The 23,620-nt window shown below is 70.8% G+C and carries 18 protein-coding genes and 2 pseudogenes (1 of these 20 only partly in view); 16 read left to right on the forward strand and 4 right to left on the reverse strand.

The window, feature by feature from the left end; genetic code table 11:
• On the forward strand, positions 1-593 hold the end of the coding sequence (gene abc-f / locus ACFJGX_RS01250) for a ribosomal protection-like ABC-F family protein (RefSeq protein WP_382327582.1). 1,306 nt of this gene lie to the left of the window's left edge; 593 of the gene's 1,899 nt are visible here — the last part of the coding sequence; its start codon lies off the left edge, out of view; the stop codon is at positions 591-593.
• Positions 594-641: 48 nt separating this feature from the next.
• Entirely contained in the window at positions 642-2,861 is a 2,220-nt protein-coding gene (locus ACFJGX_RS01255) for an ATP-binding protein (RefSeq protein WP_382322987.1), read from the forward strand.
• 13 nt (positions 2,862-2,874) lie between these two features.
• Here the strand turns inward: ACFJGX_RS01255 and ACFJGX_RS01260 are convergent, their stop codons facing one another.
• Entirely contained in the window at positions 2,875-4,293 is a 1,419-nt protein-coding gene (locus tag ACFJGX_RS01260; protein ID WP_382322986.1) for a PLP-dependent aminotransferase family protein, read from the reverse strand.
• 261 nt (positions 4,294-4,554) lie between these two features.
• On the opposite strand from ACFJGX_RS01260, the pseudogene ACFJGX_RS01265 reads away from it, so the two are divergent.
• From ACFJGX_RS01265 to ACFJGX_RS01315, 11 genes and pseudogenes are all read left to right on the forward strand, one after another.
• Positions 4,555-4,962 (forward strand): annotated as a pseudogene (locus tag ACFJGX_RS01265) (LysE family translocator); the annotation flags it as partial.
• A gap of 87 nt (positions 4,963-5,049) precedes the next feature.
• The gene (locus ACFJGX_RS01270; protein ID WP_382325847.1) at positions 5,050-5,994 is read left to right on the forward strand and encodes a DMT family transporter; all 945 of its coding nucleotides are present in this window, start codon (positions 5,050-5,052) and stop codon (positions 5,992-5,994) included.
• 12 nt (positions 5,995-6,006) lie between these two features.
• On the forward strand, positions 6,007-7,227 hold the full coding sequence (locus ACFJGX_RS01275) for a PLP-dependent aminotransferase family protein (protein WP_382327584.1): 1,221 nt from the start codon (positions 6,007-6,009) through the stop codon (positions 7,225-7,227).
• A 4-nt stretch (positions 7,228-7,231) separates the two neighbouring features.
• Entirely contained in the window at positions 7,232-7,846 is a 615-nt protein-coding gene (locus ACFJGX_RS01280) for a glutathione S-transferase family protein (RefSeq protein ID WP_382322984.1), read from the forward strand.
• A 20-nt stretch (positions 7,847-7,866) separates the two neighbouring features.
• Positions 7,867-8,721 carry a PhzF family phenazine biosynthesis protein gene (locus tag ACFJGX_RS01285; protein WP_382322983.1) on the forward strand — a complete coding sequence of 285 codons (855 nt, stop codon included), beginning with the start codon at positions 7,867-7,869 and terminating at the stop codon, positions 8,719-8,721.
• 15 nt (positions 8,722-8,736) lie between these two features.
• Complete coding sequence (locus tag ACFJGX_RS01290; RefSeq protein WP_382322982.1) at positions 8,737-9,432, forward strand: VOC family protein; 696 nt, start codon at positions 8,737-8,739, stop codon at positions 9,430-9,432.
• Positions 9,429-10,397 carry a threonine dehydratase gene (locus ACFJGX_RS01295; protein ID WP_382322981.1) on the forward strand — a complete coding sequence of 323 codons (969 nt, stop codon included), beginning with the start codon at positions 9,429-9,431 and terminating at the stop codon, positions 10,395-10,397. Before ACFJGX_RS01290 ends, ACFJGX_RS01295 begins: the two co-directional genes overlap by 4 nt.
• Positions 10,398-10,505: 108 nt before the next feature.
• A complete protein-coding gene (locus ACFJGX_RS01300; protein ID WP_382163768.1) occupies positions 10,506-11,207 on the forward strand; it encodes a response regulator transcription factor in 702 nt (233 codons plus the stop codon).
• Complete coding sequence (locus ACFJGX_RS01305; RefSeq protein WP_382322980.1) at positions 11,204-12,577, forward strand: ATP-binding protein; 1,374 nt, start codon at positions 11,204-11,206, stop codon at positions 12,575-12,577. Before ACFJGX_RS01300 ends, ACFJGX_RS01305 begins: the two co-directional genes overlap by 4 nt.
• Positions 12,578-12,733: 156 nt before the next feature.
• Positions 12,734-13,219, forward strand: coding sequence for a tripartite tricarboxylate transporter TctB family protein (locus tag ACFJGX_RS01310; RefSeq protein ID WP_382322979.1), 486 nt, complete (start codon positions 12,734-12,736; stop codon positions 13,217-13,219).
• Between the two features lie 34 nt (positions 13,220-13,253).
• Positions 13,254-14,767 (forward strand): annotated as a pseudogene (locus ACFJGX_RS01315) (tripartite tricarboxylate transporter permease).
• 121 nt (positions 14,768-14,888) lie between these two features.
• On the opposite strand, the gene ACFJGX_RS01320 reads toward ACFJGX_RS01315, so the two are convergent.
• On the reverse strand, positions 14,889-17,204 hold the full coding sequence (locus ACFJGX_RS01320; RefSeq protein WP_382327586.1) for an ATP-binding protein: 2,316 nt from the start codon (positions 17,202-17,204) through the stop codon (positions 14,889-14,891).
• 215 nt (positions 17,205-17,419) lie between these two features.
• On the opposite strand from ACFJGX_RS01320, the gene ACFJGX_RS01325 reads away from it, so the two are divergent.
• On the forward strand, positions 17,420-18,103 hold the full coding sequence (locus ACFJGX_RS01325) for a histidine phosphatase family protein (RefSeq protein WP_382322976.1): 684 nt from the start codon (positions 17,420-17,422) through the stop codon (positions 18,101-18,103).
• Between the two features lie 89 nt (positions 18,104-18,192).
• Here the strand turns inward: ACFJGX_RS01325 and ACFJGX_RS01330 are convergent, their stop codons facing one another.
• Entirely contained in the window at positions 18,193-19,035 is an 843-nt protein-coding gene (locus ACFJGX_RS01330; protein WP_382322975.1) for a creatininase family protein, read from the reverse strand.
• Between the two features lie 45 nt (positions 19,036-19,080).
• On the opposite strand from ACFJGX_RS01330, the gene ACFJGX_RS01335 reads away from it, so the two are divergent.
• Positions 19,081-19,860: an alanyl-tRNA editing protein gene (locus ACFJGX_RS01335; RefSeq protein WP_382322974.1), complete on the forward strand. Its 780-nt coding sequence runs from the start codon at positions 19,081-19,083 to the stop codon at positions 19,858-19,860.
• Between the two features lie 62 nt (positions 19,861-19,922).
• On the opposite strand, the gene ACFJGX_RS01340 is transcribed toward ACFJGX_RS01335, so the two are convergent.
• Positions 19,923-21,143, reverse strand: coding sequence for a class I SAM-dependent methyltransferase (locus tag ACFJGX_RS01340; protein WP_382322973.1), 1,221 nt, complete (start codon positions 21,141-21,143; stop codon positions 19,923-19,925).
• Positions 21,144-21,367: 224 nt separating this feature from the next.
• Here ACFJGX_RS01340 and ACFJGX_RS01345 point away from each other — a divergent pair, with 224 nt between their 5' ends.
• A complete protein-coding gene (locus ACFJGX_RS01345) occupies positions 21,368-23,587 on the forward strand; it encodes a protein-disulfide reductase DsbD family protein (protein ID WP_382327588.1) in 2,220 nt (739 codons plus the stop codon).
• Positions 23,588-23,620 lie beyond the last annotated feature (33 nt).

The following is a 23,620-nucleotide window of genomic DNA, read 5'->3' on the forward strand; positions in this document are numbered from 1 at the left end:
TCTCGGGCGGCGAGCGCAACCGCCTGCTGCTGGCGCGGTTGTTCGCGCGGCCGGCCAACGTGCTGGTGCTCGACGAGCCCACCAACGACCTGGACATCGACACGCTGGAGCTGCTGGAAGACCTGCTGCAGCAGTACGAAGGCACGGTGTTCCTGGTCAGCCACGACCGGCGCTTCCTGGACAACGTGGTCACCAGCACCCTGGTGTTCGAGGGCGAAGGGCGCTGGCGCGAGTACGTGGGGGACGTGCAGGACTGGCTGACCCAGTCGGCGCGGTCGGCCGCCCTGCAGCGCGAGCGCGAGGCGCCCACCCCGCCGCCGGCCGCCCCGGCCGCCAAACCGGCCAGTTCGGCGCCCGCACCAGCACCCGCCAAGAAAAAGCTAAGCTACAAGGAACAGCGGGAGTTCGACGCGCTGCCTCAGCTGATCGCGGCCCTGGAGGCCGAACAAGCCACCATTGGCAAGGACCTGGAGAATGGCCAACTATTTCACAGCGATCCCACCCGCGCGGCTCAACTTGGCGCCCGACATGCCGAAGTCGAGGGGGAATGGCTTCAGGCGCTGGAGCGCTGGGAAGCGCTTGGCGGCAGCTGAGGGCCCGGCACGGGAACCCTAGGCCTTCGCACCACCTCACACACGCCCATGACGCCCGATCGTCTCGCCTTTGACTTGCAACGCACGCTGGACGAGCTTCAGCAGGAGCGCGAGCGCACGCAAAGGTTGCAGGGCGAACTGGAACACCAAAGCCGCGAGCTCGACCGCCTGCGCAGCACCGCGCACCGCGAATCCAACAGCCGCCTGCTGGCCGAGGAGGCGCTGGACGAAGCGCGCGACCGCCTGCAACTCGCGGTAGATGCCGCCGGCCTGGCACTGTGGGACTGGCAACTGCCCGCCACCCAGGTGTTCCTGACGGCGCGCTGGGGCGAACTGCTCGGCGACATCGCCGCCGACGGCTACTGGGAGGCGATCGACCTGCGCGCGCGCCTGCACCCCGACGACATCGAGCCGCTGCGCGTGCAGGTGATGGCCTTGCTCGAAGGCCGCAGCCAGCGCGCCGTGGTGCAGCACCGGGTGCGCGCCTCCGAAGGCTGGCGCTGGGTCGAAACGCACGCCATGGTCGCCGAGCACGACAGCAAGGGCCAGCCCCTGCGGCTCATGGGCACCCTGGCCGACATCGGCGAGCGCAAGCGCATCGAGCAGGATGGCGAGCGCGCCCGCGAATTGACCGAACAGGCCAGCCGGGCCAAGAGCGAATTCCTGGCAAACATCAGCCACGAGGTGCGCACGCCCCTCAACGCGTTCATGGGCCTCACGCGCATGCTGATGGATTCGCCGCTCAATGGGGACCAGTCCAGCTGGCTGGCGCTGATGGACAACTCGGCGCACGAGTTGCTGGACCTGCTCAACAACCTGCTGGATCTCTCCCGCATCGAAGCCGGCCAGTTCGACATCGAGAACGTGCGCTTCGACCTGCACCAGGCCCTGGAACAGGCCATCGTGCCGTACGCCGAGCAGGCGGGCGAACAGGCTTTGGACTTCCGCTTCGAACTGCCACCGACCCTGCCCCAATGGGTGATGGGCGATGCGGTGCGCCTGCGCCAGGTGCTGAACCACCTGCTCTCCAACGCGCTCAAGTTCACGCCCCGCGGCGGCCGGATCGAGGTGCGCATCCAGCCGATCGAGCCCGCGGGCCAGGCCCCGAAGCGGCTGCAGCTGCAGGTCCGCGACAGCGGCGTGGGCATCGCGCGCGAACACCACGCCACCGTCTTCGACGCCTTCACGCAGGCCGACGCCTCCACCGCGCGCCCCTATGGCGGCAGTGGCCTGGGTCTGGCGATCTGCGCGCAGCTGGCCCGGCTCATGGGCGGCGAGATCGACCTGCAGAGCGACCCCGGCGAAGGCAGCACCTTCACCCTGACCCTGCCCTTGCGCGAGCTGGACCAGAGCCCGCTCAGCGCCTCGGCCGAGCTGCAGGAAGTCGCGCAGGCCGGTGCCCGCTATGTCGGCCTGGTGGTGCTGCTGGCCGAAGACCACCCGGTCAACGAACTGATGATGCGGCAGTTGCTGCTGCGCCTGGGCTGCATCGTGCGCGTGGCGCGCGGTGGCGTGCACGCCATCGCCCAATGGGAACAGGGCGGCATCGACCTGGTGCTGATGGACGTGCAGATGCCTGGCATGAGCGGCCTGCAGGCCACGCACGAGATCCGCGACATCGAGACCCGCCGCAAGCTGCCCCGCACGCCCATCGTGGCCGTGACGGCCAATGCCATGCCGGGCGACCGCGAAGCCTGCCTGGCCGCCGGCATGGATGGCTATACCGCCAAGCCGGTCAGCCCGCAGGCGCTCATCAAGGAAATGGACCGGGTGCTGAAGCTCGACGACGGCCTGGCCGAGCCCGAGCAAGCCCCGGCCACACCCGCACCGGCCCCGGTGACCATCCCCGCCCCCGTCGTCCCCAGCGCCGTGTCGGGCTCGCGCGCCGCCGCCACGCACCTGGAGGCGCTGGACGTCGAGAAACTGCTGCGCCGCCTGGATGGCGACGAAGAGACGCTGGGGCAACTGGCCCAGGCCATGCGCGCCGACCTGGCTTCGCGCCAGAGCGAATTGCAGAAGGCGCTTCAGACACGCGATTCGGCCGCGGCCGTGGCCCACGCGCACGGCCTCAAGGGCTCGCTGGGCAGCATGACCGCCGAGCGTGGCGCGCGCCTGGCCAAGGGCCTGGAGCTGGCCGCCCGGTCGGGCGACTGGCACTTGTTCGCGCGCGCCCTGCCCTTGATGCAGGCCGAAGCGCGCCAGATCGACCGCGCGCTGGCGGACATCCTGCAGGCGCGCGGCCGCGACCTGTTCGACACCAAGCTCTAGCCAGCCCCAGGGCTCAGCCCGAGGCCTTCAGGCGCGAGAACACGCGCCAGAACGCCGCGTCCTGCGTGGTCGTGAAGTTGATGCGCATGAGGGTGCTGGGCGCCCGCGCGGCATGGAACAGCGCACCGGGCGCGATCAGGTAGCCCTCGTCCAGCATGCGCTGCGCCAGCGCGTCGGTGTCCACCCCGGTGTCGACCCAGCCGAACAGCCCCACCGGCTCGGCCGCGAAGCTGCAGCCCGCGCCCAGCGCCAGCTTCACGCTGCGCGCCCGCGCGGCATCGAGCCGGGTGCGGATGCGCTCGGCGTGGCGGCGCAACTGGCCTTGCTCGATGCACAGCGCCAGCGCCCTTTCCAGCAAGGAGGGTGTGGTCAGCGTGGACAGCAGCTTGGTGTCGAGCAGCGGCTCCACCAGCGCCGGCGGCGCGGCCAGGTAACCAATGCGCCAGTTGGGCGCGAGGATCTTGGCGAAGCCGCTCACGTAGATGGTGCGCTGCAGGCCGTCGAGCGCGGTCAGGCGCGTGGCGTGTTCGGGCGCGATGTGGCTGTAGGTGTCGTCCTCGACGATGTGGAAGTTGTGCCGGTTCGCCAGCTGCAGCAGGCGGTGCGCGCTGCCGGGCGACAGGCAGTAACCGGTCGGGTTGTGGAACACGCTCACGCTCACGTACAGCTTGGGCTGGTGCACCTCGCAGTACTTCGCCATCACCTCCAGGTCGGGCCCGTCGGCGCGGCGCGGCACCGGCAGGATGCGCATGCCCAGCGCGGCCAGCCGCGCGAACTCCACGGCCCAGCCGGGCTCCTCCACCATCACCGGATCGCCCGCGCGCAGCAGCGTGCGGCTCACGATGTCCAGCGCGTGTGTGGCGCCCACGGTGGTGATGATGTGCTCGGCATCGGCGTGCACGTTGAGCGAGGCCAGCTTCTGCGACAACACCCGGCGCAGGCTGCTGTCGCCCATCGGCTCGCCGTATTGAAGCGAGAAGTCCTGCAAGGCGCGCGTGCCGGTGACCTTGCGCACGGCGGCCGGCATGAAGGTCGACTCCAGCCAGTCGGGCGGAAACACGCCCATGCCCGGGTGCGGCTTGTTGCTGACCTTGTGGAACATGCCGCGGATCAGCGCCGTCGCGTTGATGGGCGACGCCCCGCCGCCGGCCCGCGCGGCAGCGGCCTTGGTTTCGCTCGACAGACCGTCGGCGCGCGGCGTGGGCATTTCGCGCACGAAGAAGCCCCGGTTCTTGCGCGCCTGCACCAGGCCTTGCGCGAGCAGCTGGTCGTAGGCGGCCACCACGGTGGAGGGGCTCACGCCGTGCTGCAGCGCGCACTGGCGCACCGAGGGCAGGCGCGCACCGGGCGCCAGCAGGCGGCTGCGGATGCGGTCGGCGAAGCGCACGGCGAGCTGCTCGGTCAGGGATTGTGCGGGGGTCTTCATCAGCATGTCGGGGGCATCCTTCCAGCGCCTGTACTGTCGCATCGACCAATACAGACTCGCAACTGCGCCGGTCAACTGTATTGGTTGTGTACTGGCGCAAAAGCGTACATTGAACCTCCCGTGTTGACAAGCCCATCCCTCCGATCTTCATGAGCGCCACCGAGCTGACCGCCCTGCTGCTGTTCTGCACCGCGATGAGTTTTTCGCCGGGGCCAGAACACCACGCTGTCCACCGCCCTCGCGGCCAACCTGGGCCTGCGGCGCGCCCTGCGCTTCTGCTTCGCGGTGCCCACCGGCTGGACGCTGCTCATGCTGGCCTGCGGCCTCGGCCTGGGCGCGCTGGTGCTGGGTGTGCCGGCGCTGCGCTGGGGCGTGAAGCTGCTGGGCGTGGCCTACATGCTGTGGCTGGCCTGGAAACTGGCGGGCGCCTCCAAGCTCTCCGAGGTCGACGCCTCGCGCCTGAACGTCAGCTTCCTGCAGGGCGTGGGCCTGCAGTTCCTCAACATCAAGGCCTGGATGCTGGCGCTCACGCTCACCGCCGGCTGGGTGGTCAACGCCGCCGGGCAGCCCGCGCCCAACCCGGGCCAGCGGCTGGCCATCATCTGCGTGGTGATGGTGTTCTTCGCCTTCACCAGCAACCTCACCTACGCGGTCGCCGGCTCGCTGCTGCGCCAGTGGCTCACGCAGGGCACGCGCCTGGTCTGGTTCAACCGCGTGCTGGCCGCCGTGCTGGTGCGCCACCGCCCTCTGGATGCTCACTGTATGACCACCCACAGCCTGCCCGCACCGCGCTGGATCGACCGGCCTGCCAACAAGGGGCTGATGCTCGGCCTGCTGGGCGTGGTGATCTTCGCGCTCACCCTGCCCATGACGCGGCTGGCCGTGGGCACGGTCGATGCGCCCCAGATGTCCGGCGTGTTCGTCGCGCTGGGCCGCGCCGTGGTGGCGGCCCTGCTGTCGATCGCCTTCCTGGTCGCCACGCGCGCGCCGCTGCCGCACCGCGAAGACCTGCTGCCGCTGGCCATCACCTCGGCCGGGGTGGTGTTCGGTTTTCCGCTGTTCACCTCGGTGGCGATGCGCTATGTGGAAGCGGTGCACGCCAGCGTGATCGTGGGTGTGCTGCCGCTGGCCACGGCGGCGGTGGGCGCGCTGCTGCACCGCCAGCGGCCCTCCGTCGGCTTCTGGGCCTGCGCCGCCCTGGGCAGCGCGCTGGTGGTGGGCTTTGCGGTGCTGCGCTCGGGCAGTGCCGGCCTCACACTGCATCCGGCCGATGCGCTGCTGCTCGCCGCCATGCTGTGCGCCGCCGTGGGATATGCGTACGGCGCGCGCCTGTCGCAGCGCATGCGCGCCGAACACGTCATCTGCTGGGCCCTGGTGATCGCCCTGCCACTCACCCTGCCCCTGGCAACCCTGACCCGGCCGCAGGCGGTGCTGCAGGCCTCGGCCTGGTGGGGCTTCGCCTACACCGCCGTGTTCTCGATGTGGATCGGTTTCTTCGCCTGGTACCGCGGCCTGGCCCTGGGCGGCACGGTGCGCGTGAGCCAGGTGCAGCTGGTGCAGCCTTTTCTGGGCATGCTGTTCGCCGTGCCCTTGCTCGGCGAACGGCTCGACGCCGTCTCGCTGGGTTTTGCGATCGCGGTGATCGCCACCGTCTTCATTGGAAAGAAAATGCCGGTACACGCCAGCGCGCCCACCGAACACGTTTGAACGGAGACCTTCATGAAACCCAACGACCTGCCCACCACGCCCACCACCGCCATGCCCTGGACGCTGGCCCGCCGCGCCGCGCGCATGAACCCCTCGGTGATCCGCGAGATCCTCAAGGTCACGGAGAAGCCCGGCATCATCAGTTTCGCCGGCGGCCTGCCCTCGCCCAAGACCTTCCCGGTGAGCGCGTTCGCCGACGCCTGCGCCAAGGTGCTGCGCGAAGACGGCCTGGCGGCCTTGCAATACTCGGCCAGCGAAGGCTACGGCCCGCTGTGCGAGGCCGTGGCGGCGCAACTGCCCTGGGAAGTGGATCCGGCCCAGGTGCTCATCACCACCGGCAGCCAGCAGGGCCTGGACCTGGTGGCCAAGGTGCTGATCGACACCGACAGCCGCGTGCTGGTGGAAACGCCCACCTACCTTGGCGCGCTGCAGGCCTTCACCCCCATGGAGCCCATCATCGAAGCCGCTGCCAGTGACGCCGAGGGCGTCGACGTGGGTGACCTCGAACGCCGGGTGGGCAGCGGCGCGAACCGCGCGCGTTTCCTCTACGTGCTGCCCAACTTCCAGAACCCCACCGGCCGCAGCATGAGCGAGGCCCGCCGCGCCGCGCTGGTGGCCAGCGCGGCCGCGCACGGCCTGCCGATCGTGGAAGACAACCCGTATGGCGACCTCTGGTTCGACGCGCCGCCGCCGCTGCCGCTGAGCGCGCGCAACCCCGACGGCTGCATCTACCTGGGTTCTTTCTCCAAGGTGCTCGCGCCCGGCCTGCGGCTGGGTTTCATCGTCGCGCCCAAGGCGGTCTTCCCCAAGCTGCTGCAAGCCAAGCAGGCAGCCGACCTGCACAGCCCCGGCTTCAACCAGCGCATGGTGGCCGAGGTGCTCAAGGACGGTTTCCTGGACCGCCATGTGCCCACCATCCGCGCGCTCTACAAGAGCCAGTGCGCGGCCATGCTGGCCAGTCTGGCGCAGGAGATGCAGGGCCTGGACGTGCAGTGGAACTCGCCCGACGGCGGCATGTTCCTCTGGGTGCGCCTGCCCGAAGGCATGAACGCCATCGACCTGCTGCCGCGCGCGGTGGACAAGGGCGTGGCCTTCGTGCCCGGCGCCGCGTTCTACGCCGACGAACCCGATCCACGCAGCCTGCGCCTGAGTTTCGTCACCGCCAGCGTGGAGCAGATCCGCATCGGCATCACCGCGCTGGCCCAGGCCATTCGCGAACAACCGAAGGCCTGAGCCCATGCTGCAGCTGTGGGGCCGGCTGAGCTCGATCAACGTGCGCAAGGTCGTGCTGTGCGCGCAGGTGCTCGGCCTCGACCTGCCGCGCACCGACGCCGGCCTGGCCCACGGCGTCGTGGACACGCCCGGCTACCGCGCGCGCAACCCCAACGGCCTGGTGCCGCTGCTGCAGGACGGCGACTTCACGCTCTGGGAATCGAACGCCATCGTGCGTTACCTGTGCGCGCGCGAGAACCGGCTCTACCCGAGCGATCTGCGACAACGCTTCGATGCCGAGCGCTGGATGGACTGGCAGCAGACCACGCTCAACCCCGCGGGCAGCCCGGGCTTCAAGCAGTGGATCCGCACACCGGCCGCGCAGCGCAACGCCCAGGTGATCGCGCAATCGGTCGCCGCCACCGAGCCGCTGTTCGCCCTGCTCGACGAGCACCTGTCGCGCCAGGCCTTCATGGCCGGCGATGCGCTCACCATGGCCGACATCCCCATCGCCTGCGAAGTGCACCGCTGGTGGGGCCTGCCGCAGCCGCGCCCCGCGTGGCCGCACCTCGAACGCTGGTACGCCGGCTGGCTGGCCCGGCCCGCGAGCCGCGGCGTGCTCGACCTGCCCCTGTCCTGACGAACCCGGAGAACCTTCCCATGGCCCAACGCCCCTTCAAGCAAGTCGACGTGTTCACCGAAACACCCTACCGCGGCAACCCGCTGGCCGTGGTGCTCGACGGCACCGGCCTGAGCACCGAGGCCATGCAGCAGTTCACCGACTGGACCAACCTCTCGGAGTGCACCTTCGTGCTGCCGCCCACCGACGAAGGCCACGCGGCCGGTGCCGACTACCGCGTGCGCATCTTCTGCCCCGGCCGGGAACTGCCTTTCGCGGGCCACCCCACGCTGGGCACCTGCCACGCCTGGCTGCAGGCCGGCGGCCAGCCCCGGGCCCAAGCCCACGTGGTGCAGGAATGCGGCGTGGGCCTGGTGCGCATCCGGCGCGATCGCCAGCGCCTCGCGTTTGCCGCGCCGCCGCTGCGGCGCAGCGGCCCGCTCGACGAGGCCGACGTGGCCCTGATCGCGCGCGGCCTGGGCCTGGCGCGCGATGAGATCGTGGCGCACGCCTGGTGCGAGAACGGCCCACCCTGGCGCGGCGTGATGCTGCGCTCGGCCGAGCAGGTGCTCGCGGTGCGGCCCGATGCGCAGGTGCTCGCCGGGCTGGAGATCGGCGTCGTCGGCCCGCAACCCGCCGGCTCGGACACCGCCTTCGAGGTGCGCGCCTTCTTCCACGGCCACCAGACGCTGAGCGAAGACCCGGTGACCGGCAGCCTCAACGCCGCCGTGGCGCAATGGCTGATCGGCGCGGGCATGGCGCCACCGGACTACGTCGCCGCGCAAGGCACGGCCATGGCGCGCGCCGGGCGCGTGCACATCCACCGCGACGCCGAAGGCACCATCTGGGTCGGCGGCGCCTCCGTCACCTGCATCGACGGCGAGGTGACGCTGTGACCTCCGGGAGAGGCCATGGCTGAGCCCCGGGCGCAGATCGACCACCTGGTGGTGGCCGCGCGCACGCTCGACGAGGGCGTGGCCTGGTGCGAAGCCACGCTGGGCGTCACGCCCGGCCCGGGCGGGGAACACCCGCTGTTCGGCACCCACAACCGCCTGCTTCGGCTCGACGGGGATGAGGCACCCGAGGCCTACCTGGAGGTCATCGCCATCGACCCGCGCGCCACGCCCGGCCGCGCACCGGGCCAGCGCCGCTGGTTCGACCTCGACGACCCCGCGCTCCAACAGCGCCTGCAGCGCCAGGGGCCGCAACTGGTGCACTGGGTGGCGCGCGTCGCCGACATCGATGCCGCCCTCGCGGCGCTGCGCGCCATCGGCATCCAGCGCGGCCCGGTCGTCAGCGCCTCGCGCCAGACACCGCAGGGCCTGCTGCAATGGCGCATCAGCGTGCGCGACGACGGCCAACGCCTCTTCAACGGCGCGCTGCCCACGCTGATCCAGTGGAGCGGCACCCACCCCACGCGGCACATGCCCGCCAGCGGCGTGGCGCTGCGCCGCCTGCACCTGCGCCACGCGGGCGCCGCCGGGCTGCGCGCAGCCTTGCAGGCCGTGGGCCTGCCGGGCATCACCGTGAGCGACGGTCCGGCCGGCCTCGCGGCCGAGCTCGACACCCCGGCCCACGGCCGGCTCAGCCTGCTGTCCCCGCCATGAACCACCTGCTGCCCACCCTGCACGACATCGAGGCCGCCGCGCAGGTGGTCTACCGCGAGTTCGGCCCCACACCACAGTACCGCTGGGCCACGCTCAGCGCGCGCCTGGGCACCGATTGCTGGGTCAAGCACGAGAACCACACACCGGCGGGCGCGTTCAAGATCCGCGGCGGGCTGACCTACTTCGACCAGCTCAAGGCGCGCGGCGAGCTGCCGCGCGAGGTCATCAGCGCCACGCGCGGCAACCACGGCCAGAGCATCGGCTGGGCCGCGCGCGCGCATGGCGTGGCCTGCACCATCGTCGTGCCGCGCGGCAACTCGGTGGAGAAAAACGCCGCCATGCGCGCGCTCGGCGTCACGCTGATCGAACACGGCGACGACTTCCAGGCCAGCCGCGAGCACGCCATGGAGCTCGCCGCTGCACGCGGCGCGCACATGGTGCCAAGCTTCCACCCCGATCTGCTGCGGGGCGTGAGCACCTATTGGTGGGAATTCTTTCGCGCCGTGCCGGCGCTCGACATCGTCTACGTACCGATCGGCCAGGGATCGGGCGCGTGCTCGGCGATCGCCGCCAAGCTGGCGCTGCGGCACCCCGTGCGCATCGTCGGCGTGGTCAGCGCCCACGCCACCACCTACGCGGTTTCACTGGCCGAAGGCCGGGTGGTCGAAGCGCCCGTGACCACCACACTGGCCGATGGCATGGCCTGCCGCGTGGCCGACGCCGCCGCGCTCGAGGTGCTGCGGCCGCACCTGGAGCGAATCGTGCAGGTCAGCGACGCGGAAGTCGCGCAGGCCATGCGCATGCTGTTCGCCGACACCCACAACGTGGCCGAAGGCGCGGGCGCCGCCAGCTTCGCCGCCGCCTGGCAGGAGCGCGCCGCGCTCCCGGGCCAGGTGGTGGGCACCACCCTGAGCGGTGGCAACGTGGACAGCGCGGTGCTGGCCGGCGTCCTGGCCGAGGGCTGAATCTCGCGCGGCGGCGGATCAAGCAGAATGGGCACCCGGCAAAAAACGCGGAGTGCAACGCATGTTCGATCTGAGTGAAAGGGCGCAGGCCTGATGGAAGCCACCGTGATGTGGCGCTGCCTGGTGGTGGAAGACGACGCGGACAACGCGCGCTACATCGCCAATGGTTTCCGCGCGCTCGGCCACGTGGTCGTGATCTGCCGCGACGGCATGGAAGCGCTCGGCCGGGCCACCAGCGAGCAGTGGGACCTGATCATCCTGGACCGCATGCTGCCCAACGAGGTGGACGGCCTCTCGATCCTCGCGACCCTGCGCGGCCTGGGCAAGAAGACACCCGTGCTGGTGCTCAGCGCGCTCAGCGCCCTGGACGAACGCGTGCGCGGGCTCAAGGCGGGGGGCGACGACTATCTGACCAAACCCTTCGCCTTCTCCGAACTCGCCGCGCGGGCCGAGGCCCTGGTGCGGCGCTCGCGGCCGGGCCCGGCGATCCGCACGCTGCAGGTGGCCGATCTCAAGCTCGATCTCGCGAGCCGCCATGTCGAGCGCGGCGGCCGGCCGGTGGCGCTGCAGCCGCGCGAGTTCCGCCTGCTCGCCTACCTGATGAGCCATCCCGGCCAAGTGCTGACCCGCACCATGCTGCTCGAAGCCGTGTGGGACTACCAGTTCGATCCGCAGACCAACGTGATCGATGTGCAGGTCAGCCGGCTGCGCGGCAAGCTCGATGCGGGCGGTGCGCCGCCGCTGATCCACACCGTGCGCGGCATCGGCTACCGCATCGCCGCCGCCGACGACCCAGACCGCGCCGGATGATCGCCAAGCTGGGGGGGCTCTGGCGCTCGGTCGGTTTTCGCCTGGCGTTCTCCTACGGTTTCCTGGTCGCCGTCACCATGCTGGCCGCCCTGGCCATCGTCTACCTGCAGACCGTCGGCGTGCTGCACCAGCGCATGGCGCGGCAGGTCGGCCTGTCGGCGCAGCAGCTGATGGCGGACATGAACGAGGGCGGCACCGCGGCCGCGGCCGCGGCCATCACCCGGGCGCTGACCGACGGCCGCGACTCCGACAGCGAGATCTACCTGCTGACCGACCGCGAGGGCCACCGGCTCGCGGGCAACCTCGACCGCGCGCCCGACGCCGCCGCGAACACCGGGCCGACCCAGCGGCGCGTGGAGCGCGACGGGCGCAGCGTGAACGCCTACCTGGTCACGCGCACCCTGCCCGACGGCGGCGTGCTGGTGGTCGGGCAGGACCTGCGGGACCAGGAGCTGATCGAGTCCCTGGTGGCGAGCGCGAGCGCGGCCGCCGGCATCGTGGCCGTGCTGCTGCTGATCGGCGGCACCTTCGTGTTCCGCCAGGAACTCGAGCGCAGCGTGAGCGCGGTGCGTCTCACCGCGAAGCGCATCGCCACGGCCGGCGAGTTGCGCGAGCGCGTCGCGGAGTCGGGCGCGGACGATGAGTTCGCGCTGCTCAACCGCGAGATCAACACCATGCTCGACCGCATCGAGTCGCTGATGGACGGCGTGCGCCACGTCTCCAACACCATCGCGCACAACCTGCGCACGCCGCTCACGCGCATCCTGGTGCGCCTGCGCCACGCGGAGCAGGCCGACACCGATCCGGCGCAACGCCGCGAGGCCATCGGCGCGGCCATCCGCGAGATCGAAGAGCTGACGCTGGTGTTCGAGAAACTGCTGCAGATCGCCGAGGCCGAGGCCGGCGCGCGGCGCCGCAGCTTCACGCCGGTGGCGCTCGACGTGGTCGCCGCCGACGTGGTGGAACTCTACGAGGCCGTTGCCGACGCCCAGGACGCCGTGCTGCGGCACGAACCGGCCGACGAGGTGCAACTGCCCGGCGACCGCGACCTGCTGGCCGGCGCGCTGGCCAACCTGCTCGACAACGCGCTCAAGTACGCCGGCCCGGGTGCGGTGATCCAGGTGGGCACGCAGGAGCTGCCCGATGGCGTGCGGCTCAGCGTGCAGGACAACGGCCCCGGTGTGCCCGATGCCGAACTCGCGCGCCTGGGCACGCGCTTTCACCGCCTGCACCCGGACGACGCGCCGGGGCATGGCCTGGGCCTGGCCAGCGTGCAGGCGGTGGTGGCCCTGCACGGCGGGCGCCTGCATTTCGAGAACGCGGCACCGGGCCTGCGCGCCGTCATCGAACTGCCGCGACCCAACCGCTGACGCGGCACCGCGACGGCAGCGGCCCACATTGCCAAATGGCAATGTTTTGGTCACCCACACACCCCCACGGTCTTCTTACCATCGCGCGGCGCACGTCTTGTGCCCTCGCCGAGCCCTGTGCAGGAGCCGGCGATCAACGCCATTTCAGGAGACATCGTGAGAATCAAGAGTCAGAGAGACTTTGCCTCGGGCGTGCTGTTCAGCGCGTTCGGTGTGGCCTTCGCCTGGGGTGCCACCACCTACAACGTGGGCACCGGTGCCCGCATGGGCCCAGGCTATTTCCCGCTGGTGGTGGGCGTGCTCATCGCCATCATGGGCGTGCTGATCACGCTCAAGGCCCTGACGGTGAAGACCGAGGATGGCGAGCCGATCGGCCGCATCGCCTGGCGCCCCCTGATCTTCATCATCGGCGCCAACCTGATCTTCGGCGTGCTGCTGGTGGGTGTGCACAGCTGGGGCCTGCCGGCCATGGGCCTGATCGTCGCGATCTACGCCCTCACTTTCGTCGCCAGCCTGGCGGGCGACCAGTTCAAGGCCAAGGAGGTGTTCGTGCTCGCCACCGTCCTGGCGATCGGCAGCTACATCGCCTTCGAGCTCGCGCTCAAGCTGAACTTCCCGATCTGGCCGGCCTTCATCGGCTGATGCGCGTGACCACGACCCCCACCAGACAAGAACCATGGATCTGATCACCAACCTCTCGATCGGTTTCGGCGTCGCCTTCACGGCGCAGAACCTCATCTACGCCTTCGTCGGCTGCCTGCTGGGCACGCTGATCGGTGTGCTGCCCGGCATCGGCCCGGTCGCCACCATCGCCATGCTGCTGCCCGCCACCTACGGCCTGCCGCCGGAAGCGGCGCTGATCATGCTGGCCGGCATCTACTACGGCGCGCAGTACGGCGGCTCCACCACAGCCATTCTGGTCAACCTGCCCGGCGAAGCGTCCTCGGTGGTGACCGTGATCGACGGCTACCAGATGGCGCGCAAGGGACGGGCCGGGCCCGCGCTGGCGGCTGCCGGTCTCGGGTTCGTTCTTCGCGGGCTGCGCCGGCACCCTGATCCTCGCGGCCTTCGCGCCGCCGCTGACCGAAGTGGCGCTGAAGTTCGGCCCGGCCGAGTACTTCTCGCTGATGGTGCTGGGCCTGATCGGTGCCGTGGTGCTGGCCTCGGGCTCGCTGCTCAAGGCGGGGCGCATGATCCTGCTCGGCCTGGCCTTCGGCCTGGTGGGCACTGACGTGAACTCCGGCGTGGCGCGCTACAGCTTCGACATCCCCGAACTCACCGACGGCATCAGCTTCATCGCCATCGCGATGGGCGTGTTCGGCTACGGCGAGATCATCGCCAACCTGGCCGACGCCGTCGGACCAGCGCGAGGTCTTCACGGCCAAGGTCAAGGGCCTGATGCCGACCAAGGAAGACTTCCAGCGCATGACGCCCGCGGTGCTGCGCGGCACGGCCCTGGGCTCGGTGCTGGGCATCCTGCCCGGCGGCGGCGCGCTGATGTCGGCCTTCGCCTCGTACACGATCGAGAAGAAGATCAAGCTCAAGAAGGGCGAAGTGCCGTTCGGCCAGGGCAACATCCGCGGCGTGGCCGGCCCCGAGTCGGCCAACAACGCCGGCGCGCAGACCTCCTTCATCCCGCTGCTCACGCTGGGCATTCCGCCCAACGCCGTGATGGCGCTGATGGTGGGTGCGATGACCATCCACAACATCCAGCCGGGCCCGCAGGTCATGACCAGCAACCCGGAACTGTTCTGGGGCCTGATCGCCTCGATGTGGATCGGCAACCTGATGCTGATCGTGCTCAACCTGCCCCTGATCGGCATGTGGATCAAGCTGCTGACCATCCCCTACAAGTGGCTGTTCCCGGCGATCGTGCTGTTCTGTGCCGTGGGTGTGTACTCGGAGAACAACAACACCTTCGAGATCTGGATGGTCGCCATCTTCGGCGTGATCGGCTACCTGTTCCACAAGCTCAAGTGCGAGCCGGCGCCGCTGCTGCTGGGCCTGATCCTGGGGCCGATGATGGAAGAGTACCTGCGGCGCGCGCTGCTGATCTCGCGCGGCGACTGGAGCGTGCTGGTCACGCGCCCGATGTCGGCCAGCCTGCTGGCCATCGCCGTGGTGCTGCTGGTGGTGGTGCTGCTGCCCTCGGTCAAGGCCAAGCGCGAGGAAGCGTTCGTGGAAGATTGAGGGGCTCCCCCTGCGCCGCCCTTGGCGGCTTCCCCCTCTCTGGCGCGCCTTCGGCGCTGGGAGGGGGACGGCATTTCGGGCCGGCGAAGCCGGACCCTTGATGCCTTTGGATGCGGTGGCGTCAGTCCGGCTTGACCAGGCGGGCCACCACCTCGCAGAAGGCCTCGACCGCGTCGGTCTTGAACACCACCTCGCGCACGCCGGCCGTCTTGGCCTCGGCCTGCAGTTCGTCGGTGATGTAGCCGGAGGCGACGGCCACCGGCAGCTTGGGGTTGATCGCCAGCACGGCGCGCGCCACGTCCAGCCCCGACATGCCCGGCATGTTGTAGTCGGTCAGCAGCAGCTGGAAGGCCTCGGGTTGCTCGCGCACCGCGTTCACCGCCAGTTGCTGGTCGGTGAAGGACGTCACGCGGTAGCCCCGGCGCTCCAGCAGGCGGCGCACCAGGAAGACCAGCGTGTCGTCGTCGTCGAGGTACAGGATGTGGGGCTGGTCCGCTGGCGGGGCGTCGGCCATGAGGGGGGTCTCCAAAAGGGCGGTCTCGGCGCCCTCGGGTGGGCGAGGGGCCATTGTGACGGGATCGGCCCCCGCATGTCCAACCACGGGATCAAGGGCCAGCCCGGGCGGACCATCGGGCGCCGCCGGGAAGTAGAGCGTGAAGGTGGTGCCCTTGCCGGGCCGGCTCTCGACATCGATGGCGCCCCCGTGCACCTGCACGATGCCCAGCACCACCGGCAGGCCCAGGCCGGTGCCGCGCCCCACCACCTTGGTGGTGAAGAAGGGCTCGAAGATGCGGCTGCGCACCGCCTCGGTCATGCCGCAGCCGTTGTCGCTCACCCGCAGGCGCACCGCATCCACCCCGGCTTCGGCGCAGGCCTGGGCCACCTCGGCGGGCAGCCGGGGGTCGTGGCCCTTGAGGCCGTCGAGCTGGCACTCGACCCGCCCCGGGCGGCCTTCGAGCGCGTGCACGGCGTTGGTGCCCAGGTTGATCAGCACCTGCCCGAGCTGGGTGGCGTCGGCCAGCAGGGGCGGCGTGTCGGGGTGGCACTCGTGCAGCAGTTGCACGTGCGGCGGCATGGCCGCCCGCATGAGGTTGCAGGTCTCGGCCAGGATGGCGCCCACGTCCACGCGGGTGCGTTCGGCCGGCTGCTGCCGGCTGAAGGCCAGGATCTGCCGCACCAGCTCGCGGCCGCGGCGCGCGGCCGTGCTGATCTCGTGCAGGCTTTCGCGCGCCGGCGCATCGTGCGTGAGATCCTGCCGCGCCAGGTCGGCGTTGCCCAGGATCGCGGCCAGGATGTTGTTGAAGTCGTGCGCCACGCCGCCCGCCAGCGTGCCCAGGGCCTCCATCTTCTGCGACTGCGAGAGCTGCGCCTGCAGGGTCTTCTGCTCGGCCTGCGCGGTCTTGAGCGAGGTGATGTCGATGAAGGTCAGCACCACGTGGCGCAGACCGCCCTGGGCGTTGTTCTCGGGATAGGCATTGAACAGGGCCCAGTGCACCTCGTCGCCGTTGCCCACCGGCACGCCCACCACCACGCTCTTGACCGGCTGGCCGGTCGCCAGCACGCGCTCGAACGGCATGTCGTGGCGGCGCATGGGCTGGCCGTCCTCGCGCAGCATCTGCCAGCCCGGCCCGGTCGGTTCGGGCAAGGCCGTGTTGGCGCCACCCGGGCTCCAGCCGAAGAAGCGGCGCGCCGCGCTGTTGATGCTCGAGAGCGTGTGGTTGGGCCGGAACACCATCACCCCGGCACTGAGGTTCTCGATCAGCGCGCGCGAGTCCGCCTCGCGGATCAGCAGGCCCTGGCGCGCGCGATCGCCTTCGAGCCGCAGCCGGTAGGTCACCAGGGCCCCATAGAGCACCACGCGCAGCAGGCCCGCGAGCAGGAAGAAGAACACCGTGACCGGCCCCACCTGCGACAGCGGCAGGCCCGCCACCGGCCCGGCCAGGGCGAACAGCAGCATGGCGACGAACTCCACCGCGGTCAGCAGCTTGAGGGCCTGCATCTCGGGCACGCGCCGCTGCGGGTCGGCGCTCACCATGTCCCGGTACGCCATGCCCATGACGATGAGCACCGCCAGCGCGAACACGGCCTGGCGCGCCTGCGGCAGGTCCCACACGAAGATGAACACGGTCTGCAGCGCGGCCGCCACCAGGCCGGCCGCGGCCACCCGCGCCACCGGCTGCAGGAACTGCAGGTGGCTGCGAAGGCCCATCCAGGCCAGCAGGGGCGCGATGCAGAGGGCCGCGTTGCCGACGCCGTAGGCGAGGAAGTCGGGCACGCTGCCACGCAACCACAGGCCCAGCGACCCCAGGATGGACACCGTGGCCGACAGCGACCACCAGCCCGGCCCCCCGATGGTCGGGTAGCGGCGCAGCAAGCCAAAAAATGCCAGGGCCGTGAGCCCATCGATGCCGACCCGCATCGCGAGCAGGGTGGGCATGTCAAACAGCATGGCAACGGGAAAAGACGCACATGCCGACGATTGAAGCACAGGGCCTTTGCCGCCTAGCAATGGAAAAAGACCGCAAAGCCGCGCGAGTTCGGGCGACCGACATCCGTCACGGTTGCGGGGGCAGACACCTGCGCGACTGCCGGGCGGCGGCCCAGTCGCTGCCGGGACAAAGTCGGGCCGCCACGCGGCCACAGAATGCCGCCATGGGAACCCTCTACCTTGTGCGCCACGGCCAGGCCTCGTTTGGCTCGGACGACTACGACCAGCTCAGCGACATGGGCCAGCGCCAGAGCGTGCAGCTGGGCCGCTACTGGGCCGAGCGCGGGCTTGTGTTCGACGCCGTGATCACCGGCACCCTGCGCCGGCACCAGCAGACCTGGGCCGGCATCGCCGAAGGCGCGGGGCTCTCACATGAACCCCTGGCCTGGGCCGGCCTGAATGAGTACGACAGCGAGGCGGTGATCCGCGCCATCCACCCGCACCCCTTGCAGAAGCCGCGCAGCGCCGCCGAGGCCCCCGAGCTCTACCGCCACCACTTCCGCCTGTTGCGCGACGGCCTCGCGCAGTGGATGGCTGGCACCGTGAGCCCGCAAGGCATGCCCAGCTACACCGAGTTCGTGCGCGGCGTGACGGGCGCGCTCGACCATGTGCGCGCGAACCACCACGGCCAGAACGTGCTGCTGGTGTCCAGCGGCGGGCCGATCTCCACCGCCGTAGGGCATGTGCTCGGGCTGAGCCCCGAGGCCACCATCGAACTGAACCTGCGCATCCGCAACAGCGCGGTGACCGAGTTCCAGTTCAACCCCAAGCGCCACACGCTGCTGAGCTACAACACACTGCCACACTTGGACCGGGCAGAGTTCAGGGACTGGATGACCTACGCCTGAGGCGAAGCCCCCACGCTCCGCCGCTGCGCCGGTCGCTGCCCCCCAAGGGGGCTGATCCGGCTTGGGGCGGCCCGGCGCCGGATCGGTCGCTACCGGGCCGGCGGGAAGGCGACGCGATCGGTGAGCGTGTCCGGCGGCAGCCGGTCGATCTCGCTCAAGAGCTGGGCCAGCGCGCGGCCGGCGGCCTCGAGCACGGCCTGCCCCTTGTCGGCGCTGGCGGCGGCGGCGTTGCCCACGGCACCCTGTGGGTTGTAGTCCTGCATCTGCCAGGCCAGCTTCGCGCTCTTGCCGTTGCCCAGGATGGGGAAACGCTGGGCACGGCCCTGCGAGGCCGACCGGAAGTGCTCGGCCTCGCGCAGGTGCACCCGCTCGGGTGACAGCGCAAGCATGAGCGAGGTCTCGATCTCGCCCGCGTGAATGCCGAAGCGGTGCTCCTCGGCGCTGAAAAGCGCGTTCAGGTCGTGCCCCTTGGCGTCGGTCAGCGGCAGGTGGAACCAGTTCACGCTGTAGACCAGCATGCCCAGCCGCGCGCGCAGGTCGCGCGCCACGAGGTCGAGCGCGCCCACCTGGCCGCCGTGCGCGTTGAACAGCACGAGCTTCTTCACGCCGCTGGCCGCCACGCACTCGGCCAGCTCGGTCCACACCCGCATCAGGGTCTCGATCCTGAGCGTGAGCGTGCCCGCGAAACCGGTGTGCTCGGGGCTGTAGCCCACGGCCTGTGTGGGCAGCACCAGCACCGGCAACTCGCTGGCGATGTGCGGCAAGGCCGCGCGCAGCACGCCGTTGACGATGTCGGTGTCGACCGACAGCGGCAGGTGCGGCCCGTGCTGTTCGGTGGCGGCCACCGGCAGCACGGCGATGGCGCGCGCGCTGTCCAGCGCGGCGAAATCGGCGGTGGTGAGGTCGGACCAGAAGCGGGATGGGGCGGACATGCCCGCATCTTAAGTGCGTTAAGCGCGCCCCCGTAAGATGGCGCGATGACCCACGACCTTTTCCGCCAGGACGCCTACCTGCAGCAGTGCGACGCCACCGTGGCGCGCACCGACGACCACGGCATCGTGCTCGACCGCACGGTGTTCTACCCGCTCGGCGGCGGCCAGGCTGGCGACGCCGGCACGCTCACGCTGGCCGACGGCACGGCCATCGCGATCGCCGACACCCGCAAGGGCAAGGACGCCGAAGGCCGGGCCACCGCCGACATCGTGCACGTGCCGGCGCCGGGCCAGGAGGCGCTGCTGACCCGGCTCGCCGCCGGCCTGCCGGTCACCGCGCGCATCGACTGGGACCGCCGCCACCGCCTGATGCGCTTTCACACCGCGACCCACCTGCTCTGCCACCTCGTGCCGGTGCCGGTGAACGGCTGCTCGATCACGCCCGACTACGCGCGCATGGACCTGCACCTGACCGACCCGCTCGACAAGGAGGTGCTCACGCAAGGCCTGGCACGGCTGGTGGCCGAGTCGCACCCGCTGACCGTGGGCGCGATCACCGACGCCGAACTCGACGCCAACCCCGCGCTGGTCAAGAGCATGAGCGTGGCGCCGCCGCGCGGCAGCGGCACGGTGCGCACCATCCGCATCGGCGAGGGCGATCTGCTGATCGACCTGCAGCCCTGCGGCGGCACGCACGTGGCCAACACGGCCGAGATCGGCCGCGTGGTGGTCACCAAGATCGAGAAGAAATCGGCCACCACCAGGAGGGTGGTGCTGGGGTTTCAGGAAACACCCCCCGCGTCGCCTTCGGCGCCTCCCCCCTGAAGGGGGACGACACCTATGGCCCGGCAAAGCCGGTTCCTCGGTGCCTCTGGACGGGCTCGTTGCTAGCGGTAGATGAAGCGCCGCGACCAGGGCAGGCCTTGGGCGGGCTGGCCCGCCGCGCGGCAGATCACCTGGTAGATCGACACCTCGTCGTGTTCGAAGGCCCAGGCGCAGCCCGCGAGGTACACGCGCCAGATGCGCCATTTGCGCTCGTCCACCAGCGGCTTGATCTGCGCCGTGCGCGCCTCGAAGGCCTCGCTCCAGAGCTGCGTGGTGCGCATGTAGTGGCGGCGCAGGCTCTCGATGTCGAAGGCTTCGAGCCCGCCTTCCTGCATGGTGCGCAGCACGGTGCCGATGTGCGGCAGCTCGCCCTGCGGGAACACGTAGCGGTCGATGAAGGTGCCACCACCGTGCCGCGTCTCGCCATCCTGCGGATCGGTGCTGGTGATGCCGTGGTTCATGGCCCAGCCGCCGGGCTTGAGCAGCGAGCGGATGTGCCCGAAATACCCCGCCAGGTGGTTCAGCCCCACGTGCTCGAACATGCCCACGCTGGTGATGCGGTCGAACGGGCCGTCCTTCACGTCGCGGTAGTCCTGCAGGCGAATGTCGATGCGGTCTTCCAGGCCGGCGGCCTTCACGCGCTCGCGCGCCAGCTCGTGCTGGTTCTTCGAGAGCGTCACACCCACGCAGTGCGCGCCGAACTTCTGCGCCGCGCGCAACACCAGCGCGCCCCAGCCACAGCCGATGTCGAGCAGGCGCTGGCCGGGCTGCAGCTGGATCTTGGTGAGGATGTGGTCGATCTTCTTGACCTGCGCCTCGTCCAGCGTTTCGTCGCCGTTCTCGAAGTAGCCGCAGGAATAGACCATGCGCTCGTCCAGCCACTGGGCGTAGAACGCGTTGGACACGTCGTAGTGGTACTGGATGGCCTCGCTGTCGCTCTCGCGCGTGTGGGCGAAGCGCCGGCGCAGGCGCCCGAGCAGGCCGCCATCGGGTTCGGCGGTCTCGGCCAGGCGGTGCGCCACGGCCAGGATGTCCGCCATCGAACCCTCCACGTCGATCAGGCCCTCCACATAGGCCTGGCCCAGGGTGTCCAGGCCGGGGTCGATGAGCAGCGGCAGCGCCGAGGCGTCGCGCACCCGGATCTCCACCTGCGGCGCATCGAACTCGCCCAGGGACAGCGAAGACGAGCCCCGCTCACCCCAACTCAGGCGAACCGGCAGGTTCACCCGCGACTTGACTCTTTGCGCCCATGGCAGCAAGGCGCGTTCAACGATCGATCCCATGCACAAAACCCTCCATGCTGGTCAACCACCCGTCCGCCCCCGGTTGTACCCAAACATGAAAGCCCTGTGAAGCCTGGGTGAAAAGCCCCCAGCGTGTCGCGGCGCACAGACAAACAGTGCTCGCTTATATTTGAGCGGCCTGCCCCAGGAACTTGGGCGCGCCCGGCCTCTCATACCCACGGGCGGCGCCACCGCCCCGCCCCGATCCCCCTGCCTGTTGCCCGATGCCCCTCAACGCCTTTTCCTCGGTCCGCCACGCCACGCGCCACCTGCTCGGCGCCCTGCTGCTGGCGCTCGCCCCCCTCTCGGTGCCCGCCCAGGGCCTGCTGTCGGGCGCGGCGCCCGCGCAGACCGTGGTGCAGAGCGACCAGGCGCGCGCCGAGCTGCTGGCCCACGCCCCCGAAGGCGCCGGGCCGGGCCAGCCGGTCTGGGTCGGGCTGCAGATCACCCACGCGCCCGACTGGCACACCTACTGGAAGAACTCGGGCGACTCCGGCCTGCCCACCGACCTGCAGTGGACGCTGCCGCCGGGCGTGACGGCCGGGGCCATCGCCTGGCCCACGCCGCGCAAGTTCCCGATCGGCAACCTCGCCAACTACGGCTACGACGGCACCGTGGTGCTGCCGGTGCCGCTGACCGTGGACCCCGGTTTCACCGGCAGCCACATCGACGTCAAGCTCCAGGCGACCTGGCTGGTCTGCCGCAAGGAATGCATCCCGGAAGAAGGGAGCTTCGCGCTGCGCCTGCCGGTGCGCGGCTCCACCGGCCTGCACGGCGCCGCCTTCGACGCCAGCTTCCAGGCCGCGCCCAAGGACCAGCCGGCGCAGGACAGCCGCGCCGCCCCCGAGCCGGGCTTCCTGAACGTGGCACTCAACGGCCTGCCCGCCGCCTGGCGCGGCCAGGCGCTCGAATTTTTCCCCGAGGCCGCCGGCCTGATCGAGCCCGGCCAGCCCTGGACACAGGCCTGGGACGGCGAGCGCTGGACCGCGCGCGTGCCGCTCTCGCCGCACCGCAGCGACAGCCCGGACCGGCTCGCGCTGGTGGTGGCCCAGGCCTCGCCCGCGGGCCAGGGGCCGGGCAGCCCCGGCGTGCGCCTGGACGTGCCGGTGCAAGGCACCTGGCCGGCCGCCGCGCCCCTGCCCGCCGCGGTGCCCGAGGCGCTGCAGGCCGCACTGGACGCCAATGCGGCCCGCGCGACCGCCGCCACCCCCGCGGTCGGCGCCACCTCGCTCACCCTGGGCGCGGCCCTGCTGGGCGCGCTGCTCGGCGGGCTGATCCTCAACCTCATGCCCTGCGTGTTCCCGGTGCTGGCCATCAAGGTCCTGGCCTTCGCCCAGCACGCCGACAACCGCCGCGCCCACCGCGCCAACGGCATCGCCTACACCGCCGGCGTGGTGCTCTCCTTCGTCGCGCTCGGGGCGCTGCTGCTCGGGCTGCGCGCGGCCGGTGAACAACTCGGCTGGGGCTTCCAGCTGCAAAGCCCGGGCGTGGTGGCCGCGCTGGCCGTGCTGTTCACCCTGATCGGCCTGAACCTGGCCGGCCTGTTCGAGTTCGGCAGCGTGCTGCCCAGCCGCATCGCCAGCCTGCAGGCGCGCAACCCGACCACCGACGCCTTCCTCACCGGCGTGCTGGCCACCGCCATCGCCTCGCCCTGCACCGCGCCCTTCATGGGCGCCTCACTCGGCCTGGCCATCGCCCTGCCCGCCGCGCAGGCGCTGGCCGTGTTCGCCGCGCTCGGCCTGGGCATGGCCCTGCCCTACCTGCTCGCCAGCTGGGTGCCGGCGGTGGCGCGCGCGCTGCCGCGCCCGGGTGCCTGGATCGCCACCTTCCGCCACCTCATGGCCTTCCCCATGTTCGCCACCGTGGTCTGGCTGCTGTGGGTGCTGGGCCAGCAAAGCGGCATCGACGGCGCGGCCGCGCTGCTCATGCTGCTGGTGGTGCTCGCGCTGCTGGTCTGGGCCCTGGGCCTGCGCGGGCGCGGCCGCACCGTGATCGCCGGGCTCTCGCTCGTCGGCCTGGCCTGGCTGGGCTGGACCATCGGCCCGAACGTGACGCGCCTGCAGGACCCCACCCCCGGCCAGGCCGTGCGCACGGCGGTCGAGGGCGTGAGCTGGCAACCGTGGAGCCCGCAGGCGCAGGCCGAGCTGGTCGCGCAGGGCCGCCCGGTGTTCGTGGACTTCACCGCCGCCTGGTGCGTGACCTGCCAGTACAACAAGCGCACCACCCTGGCCGACGCCAGCGTGCTCGGCGACATGGCCGGCAAGAACGTGGCCCTGCTGCGCGCCGACTGGACGCGCCGCGACCCGGCCGTGACGGCCGCGCTCGCCAGCCTGGGCCGCAATGGCGTGCCGGTGTACGCGATCTACAAGAACGGCCAGACCCCGCAGGTGCTGACCGAAGTGCTCAGTGTCGAGGAGGTCCGCGCGGCGCTGGCCCGGCTGTAGACAGGCCAGCCCCGTTGTTCTTCAACCGTGTTT

The organism is Hydrogenophaga sp. UC242_50 (assembly GCF_042697355.1).
In the GTDB taxonomy this organism is placed as follows: Bacteria; Pseudomonadota; Gammaproteobacteria; order Burkholderiales; family Burkholderiaceae_C; genus Hydrogenophaga.